Origin of the sequence: Micromonospora orduensis (assembly GCF_006228125.1) — a bacterium.
GTDB lineage: Bacteria > Actinomycetota > Actinomycetes > Mycobacteriales > Micromonosporaceae > Micromonospora > Micromonospora orduensis.
Genome location: NZ_VDFY01000135.1, coordinates 23,884 through 44,382 on the forward strand (window position 1 = coordinate 23,884; position 20,499 = coordinate 44,382).

The following is a 20,499-nucleotide window of genomic DNA, read 5'->3' on the forward strand; positions in this document are numbered from 1 at the left end:
GTGACGGTCGTACCGTCGGGGTACTGCGCAGCGCGAGGACAGATGTCTGGGGAGGCACAGTGACCGCACGATCAGGACGCGACGCCCGGGGGCCGCTGGCGGGCCTGCTGATCGCCGCGCTGGTCTCGCTCGCCTGCGCGGGCGGCGGGCTGGCTGAGCCGGAGGGTGAACGCCCGGGGGCGAACCCGCCGGCCGCCTCACCCGGCGCCACGCGGGCCGACAGCACCACAAGCGTGGCCGAGTTCAAGCAGGACGTCGCCGACGCGCAGGCCATCGCCGAGCGGTACTGGGCGGCCCAGTTCAAGCAGTCAGGGCAGCGCTTCCAACCCATCCGTCGGATCATCCCGTACCAGCGGTCCGGCGAGGTGTCCTGCGGCGGGCAGGCGCTGCCCCGCAACAACGCCGTCTACTGCTCGCGGGGCGACTTCATCGCGTACGACGTGGACTGGTCGGTGGCGGCGTTCCGCCAGGTGGGTGACGCCTTCGTGTTCTACCTGCTCGGGCACGAGTACGCCCACGGCATCCAGGTGCGCCTCGGCATCAACTACAGCTTCACCATCCAGCAGGAGTTGCAGGCCGACTGCATGGCCGGGGCGTACCTCGGCGACTCGGTACGCTCCGGCGCCCTGACCCTCGCCGAGGGCGACCTGGACGAGTTCCGGGAAGGGCTGGCGGCGGTCGGCGACGACCCGGACCAGCCGTGGTTCGCCGAAGGCGCGCACGGCACCGCCGAGCAGCGCACCGACACGTTCTTCCGCGGCTACGAGCGCTCGCTCACGGAGTGCGACCTGGGCTGAGCGGCGTTGCCCGGATCACCCCGGCCCCCGTCGCCGGTGCCGACCACAGGCGCTGCTGGCAGGATCGCCGGTGTCGGCCACGACCCTGGAGGATCCGCTGAGCAGCCATCACCCCGCCGCCGTGCTCTTCGACATGGACGGCACGCTGGTCGACAGCGAGAAGCTGTGGGACGTCGCGTTGCAGGAACTCGCCCGGGAGCACGGCGGGGAGCTGTCCGCCGACGCCCGCCGGTCGATCGTCGGCACCGCCATGGCCGAGTCGATGCGCATCCTGCACGACGACCTCGGGCAGCCCGAACGGGATCCGGAGACCAGCGCGGCGTGGATCAACGCGCGGATCCTGGAGCTGTTCCGGGGCGGTCTGCCCTGGCGGCCGGGGGCGTTCGAGCTGCTGCACGCGGTCCGCGCGGCGGGAATCCCCACCGCGCTGGTGACCTCCAGCCCCCGGGCGCTCGTCGAGATCGCCCTGGACACCCTCGGCCGGGACACCTTCGACGTGGTCGTCGCCGGCGACGAGGTGGTCGCGGCCAAACCGCACCCGGAGCCGTACCTGACCGCCGCCCGCCTGCTGGGTGTGCCGATCGAGCGGTGCGTGGCGATCGAGGACTCGCCGACCGGGGTGGCCAGCGCGCTCGCCTCCGGCGCGGCGGTGCTGGCCGTACCGGCGGAGGTGCAGCTGGCGAGCACGGTCGGCGTACACCAGGTGGAGAGCCTGTCCGGCGCGGACCTGGAGTTGCTCGCCGGGCTGGTGACCGACCGGGCCGGCGCGACCGGCTGACGGGGCCGGCGCGGGTCAGGGGCGTTCGGCGAAGACCCTCCCGACCACCTGGTACGCGTCGAACGCTTTCGCGGCGCCCGCGTACGCGGCCAGGTGGATGAACAGTTCGACGATCTCTTCCTTGGTCACGCCCGAGGTCAGGGCGATGCGCAGTTGGCCGCGCAGCGGCTCGTGGGTGCCGAGGGTGGCCGCGATCGCCACCGAGACCAGGCATCGGCTCCGCAGGTCCAGGCCCTCCCGGGGCCACGCCGCGCCGAACGTCTGCACGGTGGCGAGACGACGGAAATCGTGCCCGACCGGCGGCTCGCCCTCGCCGAGCGGCAGCACCAACGGCTGACCGAGCAACCGCTCGGCGTTGTCGAGTGCCCGCTGGTACGCGTCCTGATCGGTCATGTCACCGGTTCCGACTCTCCGCCGCCCGGGTCGCCGGACGGGCCGGCGCCGTGCCGGCACCACCAGCCTGGCAGCCGCCCATCGACGGGCGAGGCCAAACGGACAGGTCGGACGGCCGAGGCCCCCGACCGCGCAGATGGCGATCGGGGGCCTCGGTGGTGCCGATCAGTCGTGGGCGATGGCGCCCAGGACGTTGATCCGGGCCGCCCGCACGGCCGGGAGCACCGCGGCCACCACGCCGATGATCGCGGCGAGGCCGAGGAAGACACCCATCTGCCCCCAGGGCAGGACCAGGTCGGTGATGCCCTCGTCCTTGAGCGCCTCGACCACGGCGGCGCCGAGCCCGGTGCCGACCGCCACGCCGAGCAGCGCGCCGAACACCGAGATCACCACCGCCTCCACGGTGATCATGCCCATGGTCTGGCCACGGCGCAGGCCGATCGCCCGCAGCAGACCCAGCTCGCGGGTCCGCTCCAGCACCGACAGCGCCAGCGTGTTGATGATGCCGAGCACGGCGATCACGATGGCCAGCGCCAGCAGGATCTGGATCATCCTGAGCAACCCGTCGAGCGAACTCATCTGCTGCTTGATGAACGCGTCCCGGTCGGCCACCGACACCTCGGGGCTGTCCGCGAGCAGCGTCTCCACCTGCGGCTGCACGTCGGCCACCCGGGCGCCCGGGGCAAGCTGGATGAAGCCCTGGATGGGCTGCGGGATGGCGAAGTCCTTCGCCGCCGTCACCGGCAACGTCACCGGGTTGGTCAGCTGCGACGACTCGTAGATGCCGCTGATCGTGTACGTGCGCTCCTCGCCCCGGGTCAGCTGCACCTTCACCGTCGAGCCCACCGACCAGCCACGGGACGTGGCGGTGTCCGAACTGGCCAGCATCTGGGTCGGACCGAGCCGGTCGATGTCACCGGCGGTGGCCTTCGCGCCGAAGATCTGTCGCAGCGACGCCACGTCGCTGCTCGCCGCGACCCAGGTGCTCTCGCCGTCGATCCTCGCCATGTCGCCGTACTCGCCGTCGACCATCCGCACACCGGGCAGGGCCTTGGCCCGGTCCAGCACACCCGGGTCGAAGCTCGGCGGACGCGGGCCGCCCTGCTGCCCGGCGATCACGAGCTCGGCCTTGATGGTGTCCTGAGCGAGCGCGCTGAGGCTGCCCTTGGCCGAGTCCAGGATCACCGTGACGCCGGTGACCAGCGCGATGCCGACCATCAACGCGGCGGCGGTGAGCGCGGTACGGCGCGGGTTGCGCCCGGAGTTGAGCCGGCCCAGCTTGCCCGGCACCGACCAGGAGAAGATCGCACCGAGCAGGCTCACCACGGGCCGGCTGATCAGCGGGGTCAGCAGCGCCACCCCGATGAAGGCGAACAGCACCCCGCCCAGGATGGTGGACAGCGTCTGACCGCCCGCGTTGCCGCTGAGCCCGAGGAACAGCAGCACCGCGCCGACGCCGGTGACCAGCGCCCCGGCGACCGTGATCTTCGTCAACGGGCGGTCCGGGGTGGCCACGTCCTGCATCGCCGCGATCGGCGGGATCCGGGACGCGCGCAGCGCCGGCAGCAGCGCCGCCACCACCGTGATCACCAGACCGACGGCGAACGAGCCGATCACCGCCGCCGCCGGCACCCCGATGCCGGCGAGGGTGAGCCCACCGGCCAGCTTGCCGAACAGGAACGCCAGCAGCGCGCCCACCCCGATGCCGGCCGCCAGGCCGAGCACCGAAGCGATCAGGCCGACCGCGATGGCCTCCAGCACCACCGAACCGATGATCTGCCGGCCGCTGGCCCCGATGGCGCGCATCAGCGCCAGCTCCCGGGTCCGCTGCGCCACGATGATCGAGAAGGTGTTGAGGATCAGGAAGGTGCCCACCAGCAGCGCCACCGCGGCGAAGCCGAGCAGGATCTTGTTGAAGAAGGACAGGCCCTCCTTCAGGCTGGCCGCGGCGTCCGCGGCCACCTGCTCACCGGTCTTCACCTCGAAGTCCGCGCCCAGGGTGCGGGCCACGTCGTCGCGCAACGCCTCGTCGGAGACACCGCCGGCCGCGCGCACCGTGACGCTGCTGAACGTGTCAGGCTCGCCCAGCATCAGCCGCTGCGCCACAGGCGTGGTGAAGAAGACCTCGTTGACGCCGCCGATCGAGTCCCGGTCACCGCTGTAGCCGGCGATGCCGACCAGGGTGAAGTCCCGCTTCTTCGACTCGAACGCGGTGAGCACGCCGACCTTCTGGCCCACCTGCACCTTCGCCGTGGTGGCCAACGCCTTGTTGAGAACGATCTCGTCCTCGGCCTGCGGCGCACGCCCCTCCCGCAGTTGCAGCAGGTCACTCTCGCCGGTCCAGTTCTCGCCCAACTGCGGCGGACCGAACGACGTGACGACCTTGCCGTTGCTGCCGATGACCCGCGCGCCGTCGGCGTTGACGACGCCCGTCGCCGAGGCCACGCCCGGCACCTGCTTGACCCGGTCCACCACGGCGGCCGGCAACGGGGCGGCGGTCTGCTCGCCCTCCATCTCGTTGACCTGGACCTTCGGCTTCGCCGCGACGTTCACGTCGATCTCGGAGAAACCGTCGGCGAAGACCGAGTCGAAGGAGCGACCCAGCGTGTCGGTGAGCACGAACGCGCCGGAGACGAACATCACCCCGAGCACCACCGCCAGCCCGGACAGGATCAGCCGGACCTTGCGAGCCAGCAGACTCTTGAATGTCGCCCGGAACATCAGTTGCCCACCTCGGCGGGAGTGTCCAGCTTCTTCATGGTGTCCAGCACCGTCTCGGCGGTCGGCTCGATCAGCTCCGAGACGATCTCGCCGTCGGCGAGGAAGACCACCCGGTCGGCGTACGCGGCGGCGGTCGGGTCGTGGGTGACCATCACGATGGTCTGGCCGTGCTCGCGGACCGAGTCGCGCAGGAAGTTGAGCACCTCGGCGCCCGAGCGCGAGTCCAGGTTGCCGGTCGGCTCGTCAGCGAAGATCACCTCGGGGCGGGAGACCAGCGCCCGCGCGCACGCCACCCGCTGCTGCTGCCCACCGGAGAGCTGGGCCGGACGGTGGTCCAGCCGGTCCCGCAGACCCACCGTCGTGATCACCGTGTCGTACCAGGCCGGGTCCGGCTTGCGCCCGGCGATCGACAGCGGCAGGAGGATGTTCTCCTTGGCGGTGAGCGTCGGCAGCAGGTTGAACTGCTGGAAGATGAAGCCGACCTTGTCGCGGCGCAGCTTCGTCAACCCGGAGTCGCCCAGCCCGGTGACCGTCGTCTCGCCGATCTCCACCGTGCCCCGGGTGACCGAGTCCAGGCCGGCCAGGCAGTGCATCAGGGTCGACTTGCCGGAACCCGACGGGCCCATGATCGCGGTGAAGCGGCCACGTTCGAACTCGGCGCTGACCCCCCGCAGCGCGACGACCTGAGCCTCGCCGCTGCCGTACACCTTCCACACGTCGTTCGCCCGGGCCGCGGCCTGCGCCTGCTGGCCTACCGTCGCGGTCACGTCATCTACCTCTTCCGTCTGTCCGAAAATGCACGCCGCCCCCCGATGGTCCGACGTGACTGTTCAATCATCGGTGCCGCCCACACGCGTCCCGTCCGTCCCTGGGGGGACGCGGCGCGGATTTCCCGCTGCGGGTGCCCCCCCATGCCGGATCAGGGTTGCCCCTGACCCGACGGCCGAACGGGCCCGCCGCCGACCCTCCCCCCTCACGTCACAGGAGGGTCAACCGCGTCGGACCGTCTCCGGTCACGGTAGGTGACGGCGGCAACGGTGGCCGTCACCCCAGGGAGGGATCTTCGGGTACGCCGGGTGAGGTATCCCGCCCCGGCGCGACTACGCCCGAGGGCGGACCAGCCCCGACTCGTACGCCAGCACCACGGCCTGTACCCGGTCGCGCAGCCGCAGCTTGGTCAACAGATGCCCCACGTGGGTCTTGATGGTGGTCTCGCTGACCGACAACACCGCGGCGATCTCGGCGTTGGACAGCCCCCGCGCCACCTGCACCAGCACCTCGCGTTCCCGGTCGGTGAGCGCGTCGAGCGCCGCCGAAGGCGTCTGCGCCGGATCGGGCAGCAGCTCGGCGAAGCGGTCCAGCAGACGCCGCAGGATCCGCGGCGCCACCACCGCGTCCCCGCCCGCGACCGTGCGGATCGCCGCGATCAACTCCTCGGCCGGCACGTCCTTGGCCAGGAACCCGCTGGCCCCGGCCCGCAACGCGCCCACCACGTACTCGTCCAGGTCGAACGTGGTAAGCACCAGCACCCGCACCGGCAGCCGGGCGTCGACGATCGCCCGGGTCGCGGCCACCCCGTCCATCCGGGGCATCCGGATGTCCATCAGCACGACGTCGGGCAGCAGCCGGCGGGACAGCTCCACCGCCTCCACGCCGTCGCCGGCCTCCGCCACCACGTCCAGGTCACCCTCGGTGCCGAGCACCATCCGAAAGCCGGTACGCAGCAGGGGCTGGTCGTCGGCGAGCAGGATCCGCACCGGCCGCGCCGAGGCCACCCGTTCGGTCATCTCGTCTCCCGTCCCCCCGATGGCCCTGCCGCACCGGTCATCCTCGCGTACACCGGCCGGTGCGTCGTGGACCACCGTAGAGACGCGGAGCGCGCCGTGTCCCGATCGGCGTGGCGCCGATCCGGTCGGGTGTCGCGCTCACCCGCGAGGAGAACGCCGCGAAGCGGGCGCCGGACGCCGTCGGATCGACGGCGGGCCGGTCACTCGTCGGCGCCGGGCGTCACCGGAGCGGACCGGGCGTCGCGCAGCGGATCGGCGCCCGCCACCGCGACCGGGAACGGCGGCGGGGTGCCGCCGAAGCTCGGGCACAGCGCCTGGTGGCTGCACCAGTCGCAGAGCCGACTCGGTCGGGGCCGGAAATCCTGGCGGACGGTGGCCTGCTCGATCGCCCGCCACAGGGCCACGACGGTGCGCTCGAAGCGGACCAGTTCGTCGGCGTCCGGCGTGTAGTCCAACACCTCGGCGTCGCGCAGGTAGAGCAGCCGCAACACCCGGGGCACGACGCCCCGGGTGCGCCACAGCACCAGCGCGTAGAACTTCAACTGGAACAGCGCCCGCGCCTCGAACGCCTCCCGCGGAGCGCCACCGGTCTTGTAGTCGACCACCCGCAGCGCGCCGTCCGGCGCCACGTCGAGCCGGTCGAGGTAACCCCGGATCAGCAACTCCTCGTCGACCACCGCCGAGATCAGGCTCTCCCGTTCGGCCGGCTCCAGACGGGTCGGGTCCTCCACCGCGAAGTAACCCTCCAGCAGCCCGGCCGCCGAGCGCAGGAACTCCACCGGGCCGGCCGGCTCCGCGCCGTCGAAGATCGCCGCCAGCTCCGGCTGCTCGGTGACCAGCCGGTCCCACTGGGGGGCCACCAGATCACCGGCCGCCGCCGGCGTACGACCGGCGGCCGGCAGGTCGAACAGGCGCTCCAGGACGGCGTGCACCAGCGTGCCCCGGGCCTGCTCGATGGTGGTGCGCTCGGGCAGCCGGTCGATGCTGCGGAACCGGTAGAGCAGCGGGCAGGTCTTGAAATCCGCCGCCCGCGACGGGGACAGCGACGCCCGCACCGTCGGCGGGGTCTGCGCCGGTAGGGGGGACTGGGTGGTGGTGACCGGTTCCGCCGTCATGTCGGCAAAGGTTAGGGCACCGGTGTGACACCGACCGCCGCCCGCCCCTGGCACGACCGGTCCGTAGCATCGTGGCGATGGAGCAGACATCCCGGCCGCCGCGCCGACCCGACCGGCGCCCCGGCCTGAACGTGGGCCGGGTGTTCGGAGTGCCACTGCACCTCAACGGCTCGATGGTCCTGCTCGCGGCGCTGGTCGCCGTGCTGTACGCCGAGTTCGCCCGCCGCCAGCTCGACCTGTCGCAGCTCGCCGGCTACCTGATCGGCTTCGGTTTCGTGGTGTCGCTACTCGGCTCGGTGCTGCTGCACGAGCTGGGTCACGCGCTCACCGCCCGGCGCTACGGCATCGGTGTGCGCGGCATCACCCTGGAACTGCTCGGCGGCTACACCGAGATGGACCGCGACGCCCCCTCACCCCGGGTCGACCTGCTGGTCTCGCTGGCCGGGCCGGCGGTCTCCGCGGTGCTCGGCGTCATCGCGGTCGCCGCCACCGTCGCGCTGCCCGAGCGGACAGTGGCCCACCAGCTCGCCCTCCAGCTCGCCGTGAGCAACGTCATCGTCGCGGTGTTCAACATCCTGCCCGGGCTGCCGCTGGACGGCGGCCGGGCACTGCGCGCCCTGGTCTGGGGGCTGACCCGCGACCGGCACCGGGGCACCGAGGTCGCCGGCTGGGCGGGCCGGGCCGTCGCCGTCGGCACCGCCGCCCTGGTCCTGCTGCTCACCCTCGCCGACTACCTCGCTCCGCTGGCGCTGCCGCTGATGCTGCTGGTAGCCCTCACCCTGTGGCGGGGCGCCGGGCAGGCCATCCGCGCCGCCCGGGTCAGCCGCCGATTCCCGCTGATCGACCTGTCCCGGCTGGCCCGACCGGTCTGGCCGGTGCCCACCGGCACCCCGCTGGCCGAGGCGCAACGTCGCCGCGCCGAGGCCGGGCAGCCCGCAGCCGCGCTGCTGGTCACCGACTCCACCGGTCGGCCGGTGGCGCTGGTCGACCCGGCCGCGGCCGAGGCGGTGCCCGTCGAGCGTCGCCCCTGGCTGGCGGTCGACGCCGTGGCCCGGTCGCTGGGCGCGCTGCCCACGTTGCCGGCCGGGCTCGACGGGGAGCGGGTGATGGACGCCGTACAGACCCACCCGGGCGCGCAGTACGTGGTGACGTCAGGCGAAGATGTCGTCGGCATTCTGCACATCGGGGACCTGGCACAGCTCCTCGAACCCAACCGGAAGATGACATCGTGACCGCAACGTCCTCCACCGTCCCGGCCGACGCCGCCAGCCCGGCGCTGACACCCGTGCACCGTGGGCCCTTCCGGCCCGGCGACCGGGTGCAGCTGACCGACCCAAAGGGGCGGATGCACACGGTGACGCTGGAGCCCGGCAAGGAGTTCCACACCCACCGGGGCATCCTGGCGCACGACGCCCTGATCGGGCTGCCCGACGGCAGCGTGGTGACCACCTCCGGCGGCGGCACGGCGTTCCTGGCGTTGCGGCCGCTGCTGTCGGACTACGTGCTGTCGATGCCGCGCGGCGCGCAGGTGATCTACCCGAAGGACTCGGCGCAGATCGTCGCGATGGGCGACATCTTCCCCGGCGCGAAGGTCCTCGAGGCCGGCGCCGGCTCCGGCGCGCTCAGCTGCTCGCTGCTGCGGGCCGTCGGCACCGAGGGGGAGCTGCACTCGTTCGAGCTGCGCGACGACTTCGCGCAGATCGCCAAGCGCAACGTGGAGGCGTTCTTCAACGGGCCGCACCCGTCCTGGCACCTGCACGTCGGTGACGTCGCGCAGTGCCAGGAGACCGGCTTCGACCGGATCATCCTGGACATGCTGACCCCCTGGGAGACCCTCGACATGGTCGAGCGGGCGCTGGTGCCCGGCGGGGTGTTCATCGGCTACGTGGCCACCACGCCGCAGCTCTCCGAGCTGGTCGAGGCGCTGCGTGAGCGCGGCGGCTGGACCGAGCCGCGCGCGTGGGAGTCGCTGGTGCGCGACTGGCACGCCGAGGGCCTCGCCGTCCGCCCGGACCACCGGATGATCGCGCACACCGCGTTCCTGGTCTCCGCGCGCAAGCTCGCCCCCGGCGTCACCGCGCCGCCCCGGCGGCGCAAGCCCAGCAAGGGCACCGAGGCGTACGCGCAGCGCCGGCAGGACCTGCGCGAGGCGGAGGCGGCACGGCAGGCGGCCGCCGCGCAGGCCGCAGGCGCGCAGCCCGACGCGACGGGGGAGATGGACAGGCCGTGACCATCGAGCTGGGCGCCGGCCTCGCCGGGCGGAGGGAGGCGGCGGCATGAGCCGACCGGGCTACGGCGGCGGTGATCTGCCCGCGGTCTTTCCCGACTGGTCGCCCTACCAGGACCTGGAGTCGGCGGCGCGGGCCTACCTGCGCGACCCGGACGTCGCCCTGGAGGCGCTCGGCGGGGTGCTGCGGGGCGCGTCGGTGCTCGGCTTCACCCTGGAGCGCTTCGTCAACGAGGTCAACGGCGTGTGGCAGGAGGTCGTGGTCTGCGACGGCAGCCGGCTGATCCTCTGGCACGGCGAGGACGTGCCGCCGGGGGAGGGGCCGCCGGGGTCGATGACCTCGTCGCTGCGGGTGGTGCCGGTCTCCACAGTCACCGAGGTCGGCTGCCGGCGTCGGCTGAACCGCTCCGACAGCGGCGAGATCCGGGTCGACAGCATCGACGTGTACCTGCTGCTCACCTCGCTCGACGAGGCGCCCCCGAGTGAGGAGATGGCCGGCGCACCGCGGCACGACGCGCTGCGTTTCGGCAAGACCCTGGACGACGGCGGCGCCGGGCAGATCGCCCGGTTGGAGGAGTTCGCCCGGCTTGTCGCCTCGGTGGTCGGCCGTCCGGTGCTCTGAGGCGTACCCCTCGCAGAGCCGGCCGGGCCGCGCGGCCCGGCCGGTGGGCGGCTCAGTCCTCCTCGGCGTCCGGGCCGGCGACCTCGACGCCGTCGCCGCGCACCACGTGGATGCAGTCGCCCGGGCACTCCTTCGCGGAGTCGATCACTTCGAGTCGCAGGTGCTCGGGCACGTCGACACGGCTGCCCGGCGCCATCCGCAACTCACCGTCGACGCCCTTGACGTACGCCAGACCGTCGATGTCGAACTCGAACACCTCCGGCGCGTACTGCACGCAGAGCCCATCGCCCGTGCAGAGATCCTGGTCCACCCAGACCTGCAGCTGGTCGGTCGCGACCTCGGCCACCGGTGCACCCCCCATGTTCTCCCGTACCAGCCTCCGACGGTACCCGAACGCCAGTACCGGCCCGTCAGGCCACCCTTGGCGATCAAGGTTCGGTGACGAGGGTGTTGCGTGGGACCGAATCGGCCTCATAGCGGCTAGTGTTAGGGCAGAACGTTCAAGCCCCCCGGGGAGGTGGGACGTGGCAGCACGCAGCGACGACGCGGACTCGCGCGCCGCACGGTGGGAGAAGGAAGCCCACGATCTCTCCACGCAGGTCGCGTTTCTTCAAGAGGAACTCGCCCTGGTGCGGCGTAAGTTGACCGAAAGCCCCCGACACGTCCGGCAGCTCGAAGAGCGGCTGGCGGCCACCCAGGCACAGTTGGCGCGGCTGACCGAAAACAACGACCGGCTGGTGAGCACCCTCAAGGAGGCTCGCACGCAGATCGTGACGCTCAAGGAGGAGATCGACCGCCTCGCGCAACCGCCGAGTGGCTACGGCGTCTTCCTGGCCAAGCACGACGACGGCAGCGTGGACGTCTTCACCGGCGGCCGCAAGCTGCGGGTCGCCGTCTCGCCCTCGCTGGACGTGGCCGAGCTGCGCCGCGGCCAGGAGGTCCTGCTCAACGACGCGCTCAACATCGTCGATGCGTTCGGCTACGAGCGGGTCGGCGAGGTGGTGATGCTCAAGGAGATCCTGGAGGGGCCGGGTGGCGGTCCGGGTGACCGGGCGCTCGTGGTCTCCCACTCGGACGAGGAGCGCATCGTGCACCTCGCCGAGACGCTCATCGGATCGACGATCCGCGCCGGCGACTCGCTCATGATCGAGCCCCGTTCGGCGTACGCGTACGAGCGGATCCCGAAGAGCGAGGTCGAGGAGCTGGTCCTGGAGGAGGTGCCCGACGTCGACTACGGCGACATCGGTGGCCTCCAGTCGCAGATCGAGCAGATCCGCGACGCGGTGGAGCTGCCGTTCCTGCACGCGGACCTGTTCCGTGAGCACCAGCTCCGTCCGCCCAAGGGCATCCTGCTCTACGGCCCGCCCGGCTGCGGTAAGACGCTGATCGCCAAGGCGGTGGCCAACTCCCTGGCCAAGAAGATCGCCGAGCGGCAGGGCAAGGAGAAGCACACCAGCTTCTTCCTCAACATCAAGGGCCCCGAGCTGCTCAACAAGTACGTCGGCGAGACCGAGCGGCACATCCGGTTGATCTTCCAGCGGGCTCGGGAGAAGGCCGGCGAGGGCACCCCGGTGATCGTGTTCTTCGACGAGATGGACTCGATCTTCCGGACCCGTGGCTCCGGTGTCTCCTCCGACGTGGAGAACACGATCGTCCCGCAGCTGCTCAGTGAGATCGACGGCGTGGAGGGGCTGGAGAACGTCATCGTCATCGGCGCCTCCAACCGGGAAGACATGATCGACCCGGCGATCCTGCGACCCGGTCGACTCGATGTGAAGATCAAGATCGAGCGACCGGACGCCGAGGCGGCCAAGGACATCTTCTCCAAGTACATCCTCTCCGGGCTGCCGCTGCACCCGGACGACCTGGCCGAACACGGAGCCGACCCGCAGGCCACCGTCGCCGCCATGATCGACGCCGTGGTGCTGCGGATGTACTCGGAGACCGAGGAGAACCGGTTCCTCGAGGTCACCTACGCCAACGGGGACAAGGAAGTCCTCTACTTCAAGGACTTCAACTCCGGCGCGATGATCCAGAACATCGTCGACCGGAGCAAGAAGATGGCCATCAAGGAGTTCCTCACCTCGGGCCGCAAGGGGCTGCGCCTGCAGCACCTGCTCGACGCCTGCGTCGACGAGTTCCGCGAGAACGAGGATCTGCCCAACACCACAAACCCCGACGACTGGGCCCGGATCTCCGGCAAGAAGGGCGAGCGGATCGTCTACATCCGCACGCTCGTCTCCGGCGGCAAGGGCACCGAGGCCGGCCGGTCCATCGAGACCGCCAGCAACACCGGCCAGTACCTCTGACACCAGCGGCGGGGGTGTCCACCTGATGGTGGACACCCCCGCCGCCGTTCTCAGGTAGTCGTCAGGCGAAGATCCAGCGCTTGGACACCACGTAGTTCACCGCCGACAACGACGCCGTCACGAGCAGCTTGGCCAGCAGGTACGGGGTACCCGCCCAGGTCAGCCCGGAGACCAGCACGACGTTGGCGGTCAGGTTCGCCAGGACCAGGGCGAAGTAGCGCCCGACCTGAGGCACCATCTGGGCGGACGAGCCGAACGACCACGCCCGATTCAGCCCGAAGTTGACCCAGAACGAGGTCAGGAACGACAGGGCAGCCGCGACCGGCAGGACGATCCGCAGAACTCCGTGGTAAATGAACAGTGAGCCGGTGTCCACGGCGACGCTCAGACCCCCGACGACCAGGAACCGCACGGCACTGTGTCGGGACAGGTGGCGGACGGAATCGGCAACAGGTGACAGCAAAGAGTTCTCCAAGGGGGGACCCGGAGCGGTGAGGACGACGAGGGAGTCTATCGTCTGTCCATCCACCCAGCGGGGCCTGCCCGCGCGAGCCGCGAGGTTGACGTGCCTGATCCCGGAAGAGTGACGCCAGCGGCCACCGGCGAGAGCCCGGCGGCAACCACGAGCGGCGCCCGACGACACTGGGCTCTGGCCTTTGTCGCCTTCTTCCTGCTCATCTTCGCCTGGTCGATGGCCGCCCCGTACGACGGCACACCGGACGAGCGCGAGCACATCGTCCGGGCGGCCGGCGTCGCCGCCGGACAGATCGCGCCTCCGCCGGCGGCCGCGAAGAAGGGCACCGGCGCCTTCCAGACCGTTCCCGGTGGTCTCGTCCGGGAACAGTGCTGGCAGTTCAAGAAGGATGTCTCGGCCGCGTGCGCCCAGCCGCCGGGCAGTGACCGGACACCGACCCGGGCCGGCACCGGCGCGGGTCGCTACTTCCCCGCCTACTACGCCCTGGTCGGCGCGCCGACGGTGCTGTGGCCGGGCTGGCCCGGCGTCCTGCTCGCCCGCATGATCAGCGCGCTGTGCTGCGCCGCGCTGCTCGCCTGCGCGTTCGTGGTGATCCGCAACCGCTCCCGGCGAGGCCTGATGATGGGCGCCCTGGTCGTGGTCACCACGCCGATGGCCGTGCACATGGCCAGCGCGGTCAACCCCAACGGGCTGGAGATCGCCGCCGGCATCGCCTTCTTCAGCGCGGTGATCCCCCTGATGATCGGCCCACCCGGCCCCCGGCGGGGCCTGATCCTGCTGGTCGGGATCAGCGGGTTGCTGCTGGCGGTGCTGCGCCAGACCGGCCCGCTGTGGCTCGCGACCGCCTTCGTCGCGTTCGCCTTCCCGCTGCGCCGCAGCAACCTCGTCGGCCTGCTGCGTGACCGGGCCGCACAGCTCTGGGCCGGCGGCATCGTCCTGTCCACCCTGGCCGTGCTCGCCTGGACGGTCCGCCAGCAGACCTCGGACCTGGGCAACTACTCCGCCAAGTCGCTCACCTACGGGCAGGCGGCGCTGATCGAGGCCGACCGGTGGCGGGGATACCTCGACCAGATCGTCGGGGTCACCTCCTGGCTGGACACCCGCATGCCGGCGCCGCCGTACGTGATCTGGCAGCTCGTCGCCGGGGCGCTGCTGCTGATCGGCGTCGTCTGGGGCAGCACCCTCGACCGGTGGCGCCTGCTCGTGCTGCTCGGCGGCGGCGTGGCCGTTCCGTCGGCCATGCAGATCGCCCTGGTCAACGAGAGCGGCTTCGTCACGCAGGGCCGCTACATGCTGCCCATGCTGGTCGGCGTCCTGCTCTACGCCGCGTGGGCCGCCGAGCGACGCGGCTTCGAGGTCGCCCGGGCCCGCTCGTTCACCCGCCTCGCCGTGCTGGTCCTGCTGCCGATCCAGCTGTTCTGCCTGGCGTACACGATGGTCCGCTGGCAGAACGGCCTGCCCGCCAACATCGGGTTGAGCAGCCTCAACCCGCTCGCTGGCGACTGGCACCCGGTGGTCGGCTCGGTGCTTCCGCTGCTGAGCGCCACCGTCGGTCTGGTGCTGTTCGGATGGCTCGTCTGGACCACCCGCACCTCCGGCACCGACGAACCGACGCCGCGCGACGAGCGTCCCGCCACCGAATCCACCGAACTGTTCCGGCCCGCCGGCTCTCACCTGCAGAGTGCGGGCGCCCAGGGCGGACTACGCTCGACCTGACGGGGGACCGGGTCGGGCGAGCGAAGCGGGTAGATCGATGAGCGTAAGACGGATCATGGGCACCGAGGTCGAGTACGGCATCTCGGTGCCCGGTCAGGCCGGAGCCAACCCGATGGTCACCTCGTCGCAGGTGGTCAACGCCTACGGGGCACGCCCCGAACTCAACCGGGGCGGGCGGGCACGCTGGGACTACGAGGAGGAGTCGCCGCTGCGCGACGCCCGCGGCTTCACCTACTCCGGGGCGGCCTACGACCCGGCGGAGGCCCTCGCCGACGAGGACCTCGGCCTGGCCAACGTGATACTCACCAACGGCGCACGCCTCTACGTGGACCACGCCCACCCCGAATACTCCACCCCCGAGGTCACCACGCCGCGCGACGTGGTGCGCTGGGACAAGGCCGGCGAGCGGGTGATGGCCGAGGCGTCACGCCGGGCCGCCACCATCCCGGGCACCCACCCGATCCACCTGTACAAGAACAACACCGACAACAAGGGCGCCAGCTACGGCGCCCACGAGAACTACCTGATGCGCCGGCAGACCCCGTTCGCCGACATCGTGGCGTACCTGACGCCGTTCTTCGTCACCCGGCAGATCGTCTGTGGCGCCGGCCGGGTCGGCATCGGGCAGGACGGCGGGCAGAGCGGCTTCCAGATCTCCCAGCGCGCCGACTTCTTCGAGGTCGAGGTGGGCCTGGAGACCACCCTGAAGCGGCCGATCATCAACACCCGCGACGAGCCGCACGCCGACGCCGACAAGTACCGCCGGCTGCACGTCATCATCGGCGACGCCAACCTCTCCGAGATCTCCACCTACCTCAAGGTGGGCACCACCGCGCTCATCCTCACCATGATCGAGGAGAAGGCGCTCGGCGCCGACCTCGGCATCGCCGACCCGGTCAGCGAACTGCGGGCGGTCAGCCACGACCCCAGCCTCTCCCATCTGATGCGCCTGCGTGACGGTCGCCGGCTCACCGCCTTGGACCTGCAGTGGGCGTACCTGGAGCGGGTCCGGTCCTTTGTCGACGACCGGTACGGCACCGACGCCGACGAGCAGACAGTCGACGTGCTCGACCGCTGGGAGAGCGTGCTCGACCGGCTCGGCCGTGACCCGATGCTCTGCGCCGACGAGTTGGACTGGGTGGCCAAGCTGCGGCTGCTGGAGGGCTACCGGGAGCGGGAGAAGCTCGGCTGGGGCTCGCACAAGCTCCAACTGGTCGACCTGCAGTACTCCGACGTCCGCCCGGAGAAGGGCCTCTACCACCGGCTGGTCACCCGGGGCGCGATGAAGACGCTGCTCACCGACGACGAGACGCGCCGCGCGATGACCGAGCCGCCGGAGGACACCCGGGCCTACTTCCGGGGCCGCTGCCTGGCCCAGTACGCCTCCGAGGTCGTCGCCGCGAGCTGGGACTCGGTGATTTTCGACGTGGGCCGGGAGTCTCTGGTCCGGGTGCCGATGATGGAACCGGAGCGGGGCACCCGCGCGCACGTCGGTGCGTTGTTCGACCGCTGCGCCAGCGCCAAGGACCTGTTGGAGACGCTGACCGGCGGCTGACATCCGGTGCCTCCGCCGGGCATCGGGCTGTGGCATGCTAGGCCGTCCCTCGAATCCTCGACCCACACGGTGATGCGATGCTCCCCTCTGCCCGGCAGGTTGGCCGGCGTGCGCTGACGGCTGTTCCCCTGTCGAACGCGTACGCCGGGCGGGCCAACAGTTTCGGCTTCCTGCGGCTCTGCTTTGCCGTAGCGGTCGTCCTCGCGCACACCGCGGTGATCGGGTACGCCCGACCACTGACCGAGGTGGTCGACGTGGCGGGCCTGGGAGTCGCCGGTTTCTTCGGCATCTCCGGGTTCCTCATCACCCGCAGCGCCAGGCGCGCCAGCCTGCCCCGCTACCTGTGGCACCGCGCCCTGCGGATCTGGCCGGGTCTGTGGGTGTGTCTGCTCTTCATCGGCTTCGTGGTGGCTCCGATCGTCTGGTACGCCGAGCGGGGCAACGTGGACGGCCTGTGGCGGCACCCGGCCGGCGTGGTCAACTTCCTCCAGGCGAACTGGTGGGGTGGCTACCGTCAGCAGGGAATCATGGACGTCTTCCGGGACACGCCGTACGGCGAGCTGGTGCGTCGGAGTGTCCTGGACGGTTCGCTCTGGACGCTCAGTTACGAGATCTTCTGCTATCTGATCGTGGCGTCGCTGGCCGTGGTGGCGGTGCTGCGTCGCGCCCGCTGGCTGGTGCTCGCCGCCGCCGTCCTCGTCTTCGGTCTGCTGCTCTGGAACCAGTACGAGGCGCTGCGCTTCGGCGGGTCGACCTACTTCACCAGCGGCTCGCTCGGCCCGCTGCCGCTGCTTGGCGCGCTCAGCAAGATCTGGTTCCTGCGTTTCGGCTTCATGTTCCTCGTGGGCGCCGTGGCGGACCTGTACAGCGACAAGCTGCCCATCAGCGACGTCCTCGGCGTGCTCGCCATCGTCGTGACCGGCTGGCAGACGCTGGAGGGTCACCTGTTCGGCCCGGCGCTGCTCGCCTACGAGTACGCCATCCTCTACCTCGCGGTCCGGCTGCCTCGTCTGCTGCACGTCGTGGGCCAGAAGAACGACTACTCGTACGGCATCTACATCTACTCCTTCGTGGTGCAGCAGATGCTGGCCTGGCTGGGCGCCGCGGCCTGGGGGTTCGTCGGCTACTTCGCGGTGGTCATGATCTGCACCGTGGTCCTGGCCTTCCTGTCCTGGCATCTGGTGGAGAAGCAGGCCCTGCGGTTCAAGGACTGGACTCCGCGCATCCGTCGTCAGGCGCCGCCCACGGACGACACGTCGGTGCGAGCGCCGCGCGAGCCGCAGCGCGCGCCAGAGCCCGGCCCGGTACCGGTCACGGCGGACGCGTCGGCTCCACGGGGCTGAACGCAACGGACGCGAACACTCCTGGCGTGAGGGCTTTCTGTCGCCCGCGCGGGGTAGATTTCATGCCAGACGATCGTGGAGGAGACAGCCATGGCCACTCATGACAGCGGCGGCCAGTCGCAGTCCGGCAAGTCCCGTCAGGGCGAGGAGATCGAGGACGTCACCACCGAGGCCAACCCCGAGGTGGCCGAGCGGCACGCCGAGATCACCGAGGACGTCGACGACTTGCTTGACGAGATCGACTCCGTCCTCGAAGAAAACGCAGAGGAATTTGTGAGGGGCTATGTCCAGAAGGGCGGAGAATAGGGCATATGTCCGATTCGTCGGGCCGGTTGGAAAAGATCTGCCCGCAGTGCAAGAGGCTGCTGGCCAACACGGAGTTTCACCGTAACCGGCGACGGGCGGACGGGCTCGCCTTCTACTGCAAAGCCTGTGCCGCTGCGCGGGCGGAGGCGAGCCGTCGCAAGCGGGGCGTAGCCCCGCAGCGGAGGTCGTCCACACCCGTGGGCGAAGGGCTCAAATGGTGCCCGGACTGCGAGCGGATCAAGCCGGTGGACGAGTTCCCCCCACCACCAGGTCCAAGGCCAATGGCCGACACAGCTACTGCAAGCCCTGCCACAATGCTCGGGGTAAGGAGACGGCGCAGCGGCGCTACGGCGGGACGCGCGAGTACCACCTGCGGCGGCGTTACGGCGTGGGCGAGAAGGAGTTCACCGAGCTCCTGGCCGAGCAGGGCGGGGTCTGCGCGATCTGTGGCGATGCCGACCCGCAACATCTGGACCACGATCATCGCACCGGATGGGTGCGCGGGATACTCTGCTTCAACTGCAACGGTGGTCTTGGCCAGTTCCGTGACAGTCCCATGAGGCTGGCCAGGGCGATCACGTACCTGAGAGGAACCACGTGGCAGCGGGCTTTGATCCATCCGGGCGTCTACCAGATGTGTTCACCAACGCGGGGACGTCGTCCTTCACCACGTTTCTGAGCCGGGTGGCCCCCGAGATGCTGCCCGGCCGGCGACCGTTGCCCCCGGGCATGGCCGCCGACCTGGCGCCGCACGCGACCACCATCGTGGCCATCTCGGCCACCGGCGGCGTGGTGATGGCCGGCGACCGGCGGGCCACCATGGGCAACCTGATCGCCCAGCGGGACATCGAGAAGGTGCACCCGGCCGACGCGTACTCGCTGGTCGGCATCGCGGGCACGGCGGGCATCGGCATCGAGCTGATGCGACTGTTCCAGGTGGAGTTGGAGCACTACGAGAAGATCGAGGGCGCGATGCTCTCGCTCGACGGCAAGGCCAACCGGCTGGCCTCGATGATCCGCGGCAATCTCGGCGCCGCCATGCAGGGGCTGGCCGTGGTGCCGCTGTTCGCCGGCTTCGACCTGGCCGCGGGTGACGCGGCGACGGCGGGCCGGATCTTCAGCTTCGACGTGACCGGCGGCCCCTACGAGGAGACCGGGTACGACGCCATCGGCTCCGGCTCGCTCTTCGCCAAGTCAGCGCTGAAGAAGCGTTTCCGGGCTGGTCTGTCCGTCGAGGACGCGACCCGGCTCGCGGTCGAGGCGCTCTACGACGCCGCCGACGACGACACCGCTACCGGCGGACCGGATCTGACCCGCCGGATTTATCCGGTGGTGATGACCGCGACCGCCGAGGGCACCCGCCGGCTGACCGACACCGAGACGGCCGCGATCGCCGAGGGCGTGGTCGCCGGCCGGATGGAGAATCCGGGCGGTTGAGACCCGCGCCCCACCAGTCAGCAGTCGTCAGCACAGCGCCGTAAGGAGAATCGCCGCCGTGGCAATGCAGTTCTACGCCTCTCCCGAACAGATCATGCGGGACCGTTCCGAGTTGGCCCGCAAGGGCATCGCCCGGGGTCGCAGCGCGGTGGTCCTCAGCTACGCCGGCGGGGTCCTCTTCGTCGCGGAGAACCTCTCCAGCGCCCTGCACAAGGTCAGCGAGATCTACGACCGGATCGGGTTCGCCGCGGTCGGCCGGTACAACGAGTTCGAGAACCTGCGCCGCGCCGGCGTACGGATGGCCGACCTGAACGGCCTCAGTTACGACAGGCGTGACGTCACCGGCCGCGCCCTGGCCAACGCGTTCGCGCAGACGCTCGGCGCGATCTTCACCGAGCAGTCGAAGCCCTTCGAGGTGGAGATCTGCGTGGCGGAGGTCGGCCCGACCGCGGACGCCGACGAGCTGTACCGGCTGACCTATGACGGCTCGGTCAACGACGAGCCGGGCCGCATGGCCATGGGCGGCCAGGCCGAGGCGATCACCGGTGTGCTGAAGTCACAGCACCGGGCGGACATGTCCCTGGCCGAGGCGGCCAAGGTGGCGGTGCAGGCCCTGAGCAGCGTCGGTGGAGAGGGCGGCGCCGCCCGGACGATCGCCGCCAACCAGCTCGAGGTGGCCGTCCTGGACCGCCAGCGGGTGGGGCGTACCTTCCGGCGTATCACCGGCGCCGCGCTGACGGCGCTGCTGGACGGTGAGGTCGAGACCGGCGGGCAGGCCGGGGCGGGCGGTGGCGCAGAGCCCACCGTGCCGACCACGGAGGCGCACAAGCCGACCACGTCGGCGGGCTCGGCGGACCTGGAGGACCGGCCGGCCGAGGGCGGCGAACGCTAGGAATCTGCTGTTACCTGGTGCCGGGC

At 70.9% G+C, this 20,499-nt stretch carries 20 protein-coding genes; 13 read left to right on the top strand and 7 right to left on the bottom strand.

Annotated elements, in window-relative coordinates; all coding sequences use genetic code 11:
* Positions 1-59 precede the first annotated feature (59 nt).
* The gene (locus FHG89_RS10980; RefSeq protein WP_139584270.1) at positions 60-797 is read left to right on the top strand and encodes a neutral zinc metallopeptidase; all 738 of its coding nucleotides are present in this window, start codon (positions 60-62) and stop codon (positions 795-797) included.
* A gap of 121 nt (positions 798-918) precedes the next feature.
* Positions 919-1,575: an HAD family hydrolase gene (locus tag FHG89_RS10985; protein WP_139584324.1), complete on the top strand. Its 657-nt coding sequence runs from the start codon at positions 919-921 to the stop codon at positions 1,573-1,575.
* A gap of 15 nt (positions 1,576-1,590) precedes the next feature.
* On the opposite strand, the gene FHG89_RS10990 is transcribed toward FHG89_RS10985, so the two are convergent.
* The 5 genes from FHG89_RS10990 to FHG89_RS11010 all read right to left on the bottom strand — a co-directional run bounded on the left by FHG89_RS10990 (position 1,591) and on the right by FHG89_RS11010 (position 7,591).
* Positions 1,591-1,968, bottom strand: a complete 378-nt coding sequence (locus tag FHG89_RS10990; RefSeq protein WP_139584271.1) for a carboxymuconolactone decarboxylase family protein — start codon at positions 1,966-1,968, stop codon at positions 1,591-1,593.
* A 165-nt stretch (positions 1,969-2,133) separates the two neighbouring features.
* Positions 2,134-4,689, bottom strand: coding sequence for an ABC transporter permease (locus FHG89_RS10995; protein ID WP_139584272.1), 2,556 nt, complete (start codon positions 4,687-4,689; stop codon positions 2,134-2,136).
* Complete coding sequence (locus tag FHG89_RS11000; protein ID WP_139584273.1) at positions 4,689-5,456, bottom strand: ABC transporter ATP-binding protein; 768 nt, start codon at positions 5,454-5,456, stop codon at positions 4,689-4,691. Before FHG89_RS11000 ends, FHG89_RS10995 begins: the two co-directional genes overlap by 1 nt.
* A gap of 333 nt (positions 5,457-5,789) precedes the next feature.
* Complete coding sequence (locus FHG89_RS11005) at positions 5,790-6,476, bottom strand: response regulator (RefSeq protein ID WP_139584274.1); 687 nt, start codon at positions 6,474-6,476, stop codon at positions 5,790-5,792.
* 200 nt (positions 6,477-6,676) lie between these two features.
* Complete coding sequence (locus FHG89_RS11010; RefSeq protein ID WP_139584275.1) at positions 6,677-7,591, bottom strand: RecB family exonuclease; 915 nt, start codon at positions 7,589-7,591, stop codon at positions 6,677-6,679.
* Positions 7,592-7,731: 140 nt separating this feature from the next.
* Between FHG89_RS11010 and FHG89_RS11015 the strand changes: the two genes are divergently transcribed.
* Genes FHG89_RS11015 through FHG89_RS11025 form a run of 3 tightly spaced genes read left to right on the top strand, consistent with a single transcriptional unit; the run spans position 7,732 to position 10,440 of the window.
* Complete coding sequence (locus tag FHG89_RS11015) at positions 7,732-8,823, top strand: M50 family metallopeptidase (RefSeq protein WP_425280168.1); 1,092 nt, start codon at positions 7,732-7,734, stop codon at positions 8,821-8,823.
* Positions 8,820-9,821 carry a tRNA (adenine-N1)-methyltransferase gene (locus FHG89_RS11020; protein ID WP_425280166.1) on the top strand — a complete coding sequence of 334 codons (1,002 nt, stop codon included), beginning with the start codon at positions 8,820-8,822 and terminating at the stop codon, positions 9,819-9,821. Before FHG89_RS11015 ends, FHG89_RS11020 begins: the two co-directional genes overlap by 4 nt.
* A gap of 46 nt (positions 9,822-9,867) precedes the next feature.
* The gene (locus FHG89_RS11025; RefSeq protein ID WP_139584277.1) at positions 9,868-10,440 is read left to right on the top strand and encodes a hypothetical protein; all 573 of its coding nucleotides are present in this window, start codon (positions 9,868-9,870) and stop codon (positions 10,438-10,440) included.
* Between the two features lie 52 nt (positions 10,441-10,492).
* Here the strand turns inward: FHG89_RS11025 and FHG89_RS11030 are convergent, their stop codons facing one another.
* Entirely contained in the window at positions 10,493-10,786 is a 294-nt protein-coding gene (locus tag FHG89_RS11030; RefSeq protein ID WP_139584278.1) for a ferredoxin, read from the bottom strand.
* 178 nt (positions 10,787-10,964) lie between these two features.
* Between FHG89_RS11030 and arc the strand changes: the two genes are divergently transcribed.
* Positions 10,965-12,749, top strand: a complete 1,785-nt coding sequence (gene arc, locus FHG89_RS11035; protein WP_139584279.1) for a proteasome ATPase — start codon at positions 10,965-10,967, stop codon at positions 12,747-12,749.
* A gap of 61 nt (positions 12,750-12,810) precedes the next feature.
* Here arc and FHG89_RS32895 read toward each other — a convergent pair whose 3' ends face one another.
* A complete protein-coding gene (locus FHG89_RS32895; protein ID WP_167517385.1) occupies positions 12,811-13,161 on the bottom strand; it encodes a GtrA family protein in 351 nt (116 codons plus the stop codon).
* Between the two features lie 171 nt (positions 13,162-13,332).
* On the opposite strand from FHG89_RS32895, the gene FHG89_RS11045 reads away from it, so the two are divergent.
* The 7 genes from FHG89_RS11045 to prcA all read left to right on the top strand — a co-directional run bounded on the left by FHG89_RS11045 (position 13,333) and on the right by prcA (position 20,473).
* Positions 13,333-14,940, top strand: a complete 1,608-nt coding sequence (locus FHG89_RS11045; RefSeq protein WP_139584280.1) for a DUF2142 domain-containing protein — start codon at positions 13,333-13,335, stop codon at positions 14,938-14,940.
* A 37-nt stretch (positions 14,941-14,977) separates the two neighbouring features.
* The gene (dop, locus tag FHG89_RS11050; RefSeq protein ID WP_139584281.1) at positions 14,978-16,495 is read left to right on the top strand and encodes a depupylase/deamidase Dop; all 1,518 of its coding nucleotides are present in this window, start codon (positions 14,978-14,980) and stop codon (positions 16,493-16,495) included.
* Between the two features lie 77 nt (positions 16,496-16,572).
* Positions 16,573-17,838 carry an acyltransferase family protein gene (locus tag FHG89_RS11055; RefSeq protein WP_139584282.1) on the top strand — a complete coding sequence of 422 codons (1,266 nt, stop codon included), beginning with the start codon at positions 16,573-16,575 and terminating at the stop codon, positions 17,836-17,838.
* A gap of 90 nt (positions 17,839-17,928) precedes the next feature.
* Positions 17,929-18,144: a ubiquitin-like protein Pup gene (locus tag FHG89_RS11060; protein ID WP_088948111.1), complete on the top strand. Its 216-nt coding sequence runs from the start codon at positions 17,929-17,931 to the stop codon at positions 18,142-18,144.
* Positions 18,145-18,358: 214 nt separating this feature from the next.
* Positions 18,359-18,823, top strand: coding sequence for an endonuclease VII domain-containing protein (locus FHG89_RS11065; protein ID WP_244295352.1), 465 nt, complete (start codon positions 18,359-18,361; stop codon positions 18,821-18,823).
* Positions 18,742-19,581, top strand: a complete 840-nt coding sequence (gene prcB / locus FHG89_RS11070) for a proteasome subunit beta (protein ID WP_208760928.1) — start codon at positions 18,742-18,744, stop codon at positions 19,579-19,581. The genes FHG89_RS11065 and prcB overlap by 82 nt, the downstream gene beginning before the upstream one ends.
* 58 nt (positions 19,582-19,639) lie before the next feature.
* The gene (prcA, locus tag FHG89_RS11075; RefSeq protein WP_139584284.1) at positions 19,640-20,473 is read left to right on the top strand and encodes a proteasome subunit alpha; all 834 of its coding nucleotides are present in this window, start codon (positions 19,640-19,642) and stop codon (positions 20,471-20,473) included.
* Positions 20,474-20,499 lie beyond the last annotated feature (26 nt).

Excerpts from the sequence above, each read along its gene's own strand:
- FHG89_RS11060 (WP_088948111.1), top strand. The coding sequence starts at position 17,929 with ATGGCCACTCATGACAGCGGCGGCCAGTCGCAGTCCGGCAAGTCCCGT.
- FHG89_RS11025 (WP_139584277.1), top strand. The coding sequence starts at position 9,868 with ATGAGCCGACCGGGCTACGGCGGCGGTGATCTGCCCGCGGTCTTTCCC.
- FHG89_RS10995 (WP_139584272.1), bottom strand. The coding sequence starts at position 4,689 with ATGTTCCGGGCGACATTCAAGAGTCTGCTGGCTCGCAAGGTCCGGCTG.
- FHG89_RS11065 (WP_244295352.1), top strand. The coding sequence starts at position 18,359 with ATGGTGCCCGGACTGCGAGCGGATCAAGCCGGTGGACGAGTTCCCCCC.
- FHG89_RS11055 (WP_139584282.1), top strand. The coding sequence starts at position 16,573 with ATGCTCCCCTCTGCCCGGCAGGTTGGCCGGCGTGCGCTGACGGCTGTT.
- FHG89_RS10990 (WP_139584271.1), bottom strand. The coding sequence starts at position 1,968 with ATGACCGATCAGGACGCGTACCAGCGGGCACTCGACAACGCCGAGCGG.
- dop (WP_139584281.1), top strand. The coding sequence starts at position 14,978 with ATGAGCGTAAGACGGATCATGGGCACCGAGGTCGAGTACGGCATCTCG.
- FHG89_RS11010 (WP_139584275.1), bottom strand. The coding sequence starts at position 7,591 with ATGACGGCGGAACCGGTCACCACCACCCAGTCCCCCCTACCGGCGCAG.
- FHG89_RS11005 (WP_139584274.1), bottom strand. The coding sequence starts at position 6,476 with ATGACCGAACGGGTGGCCTCGGCGCGGCCGGTGCGGATCCTGCTCGCC.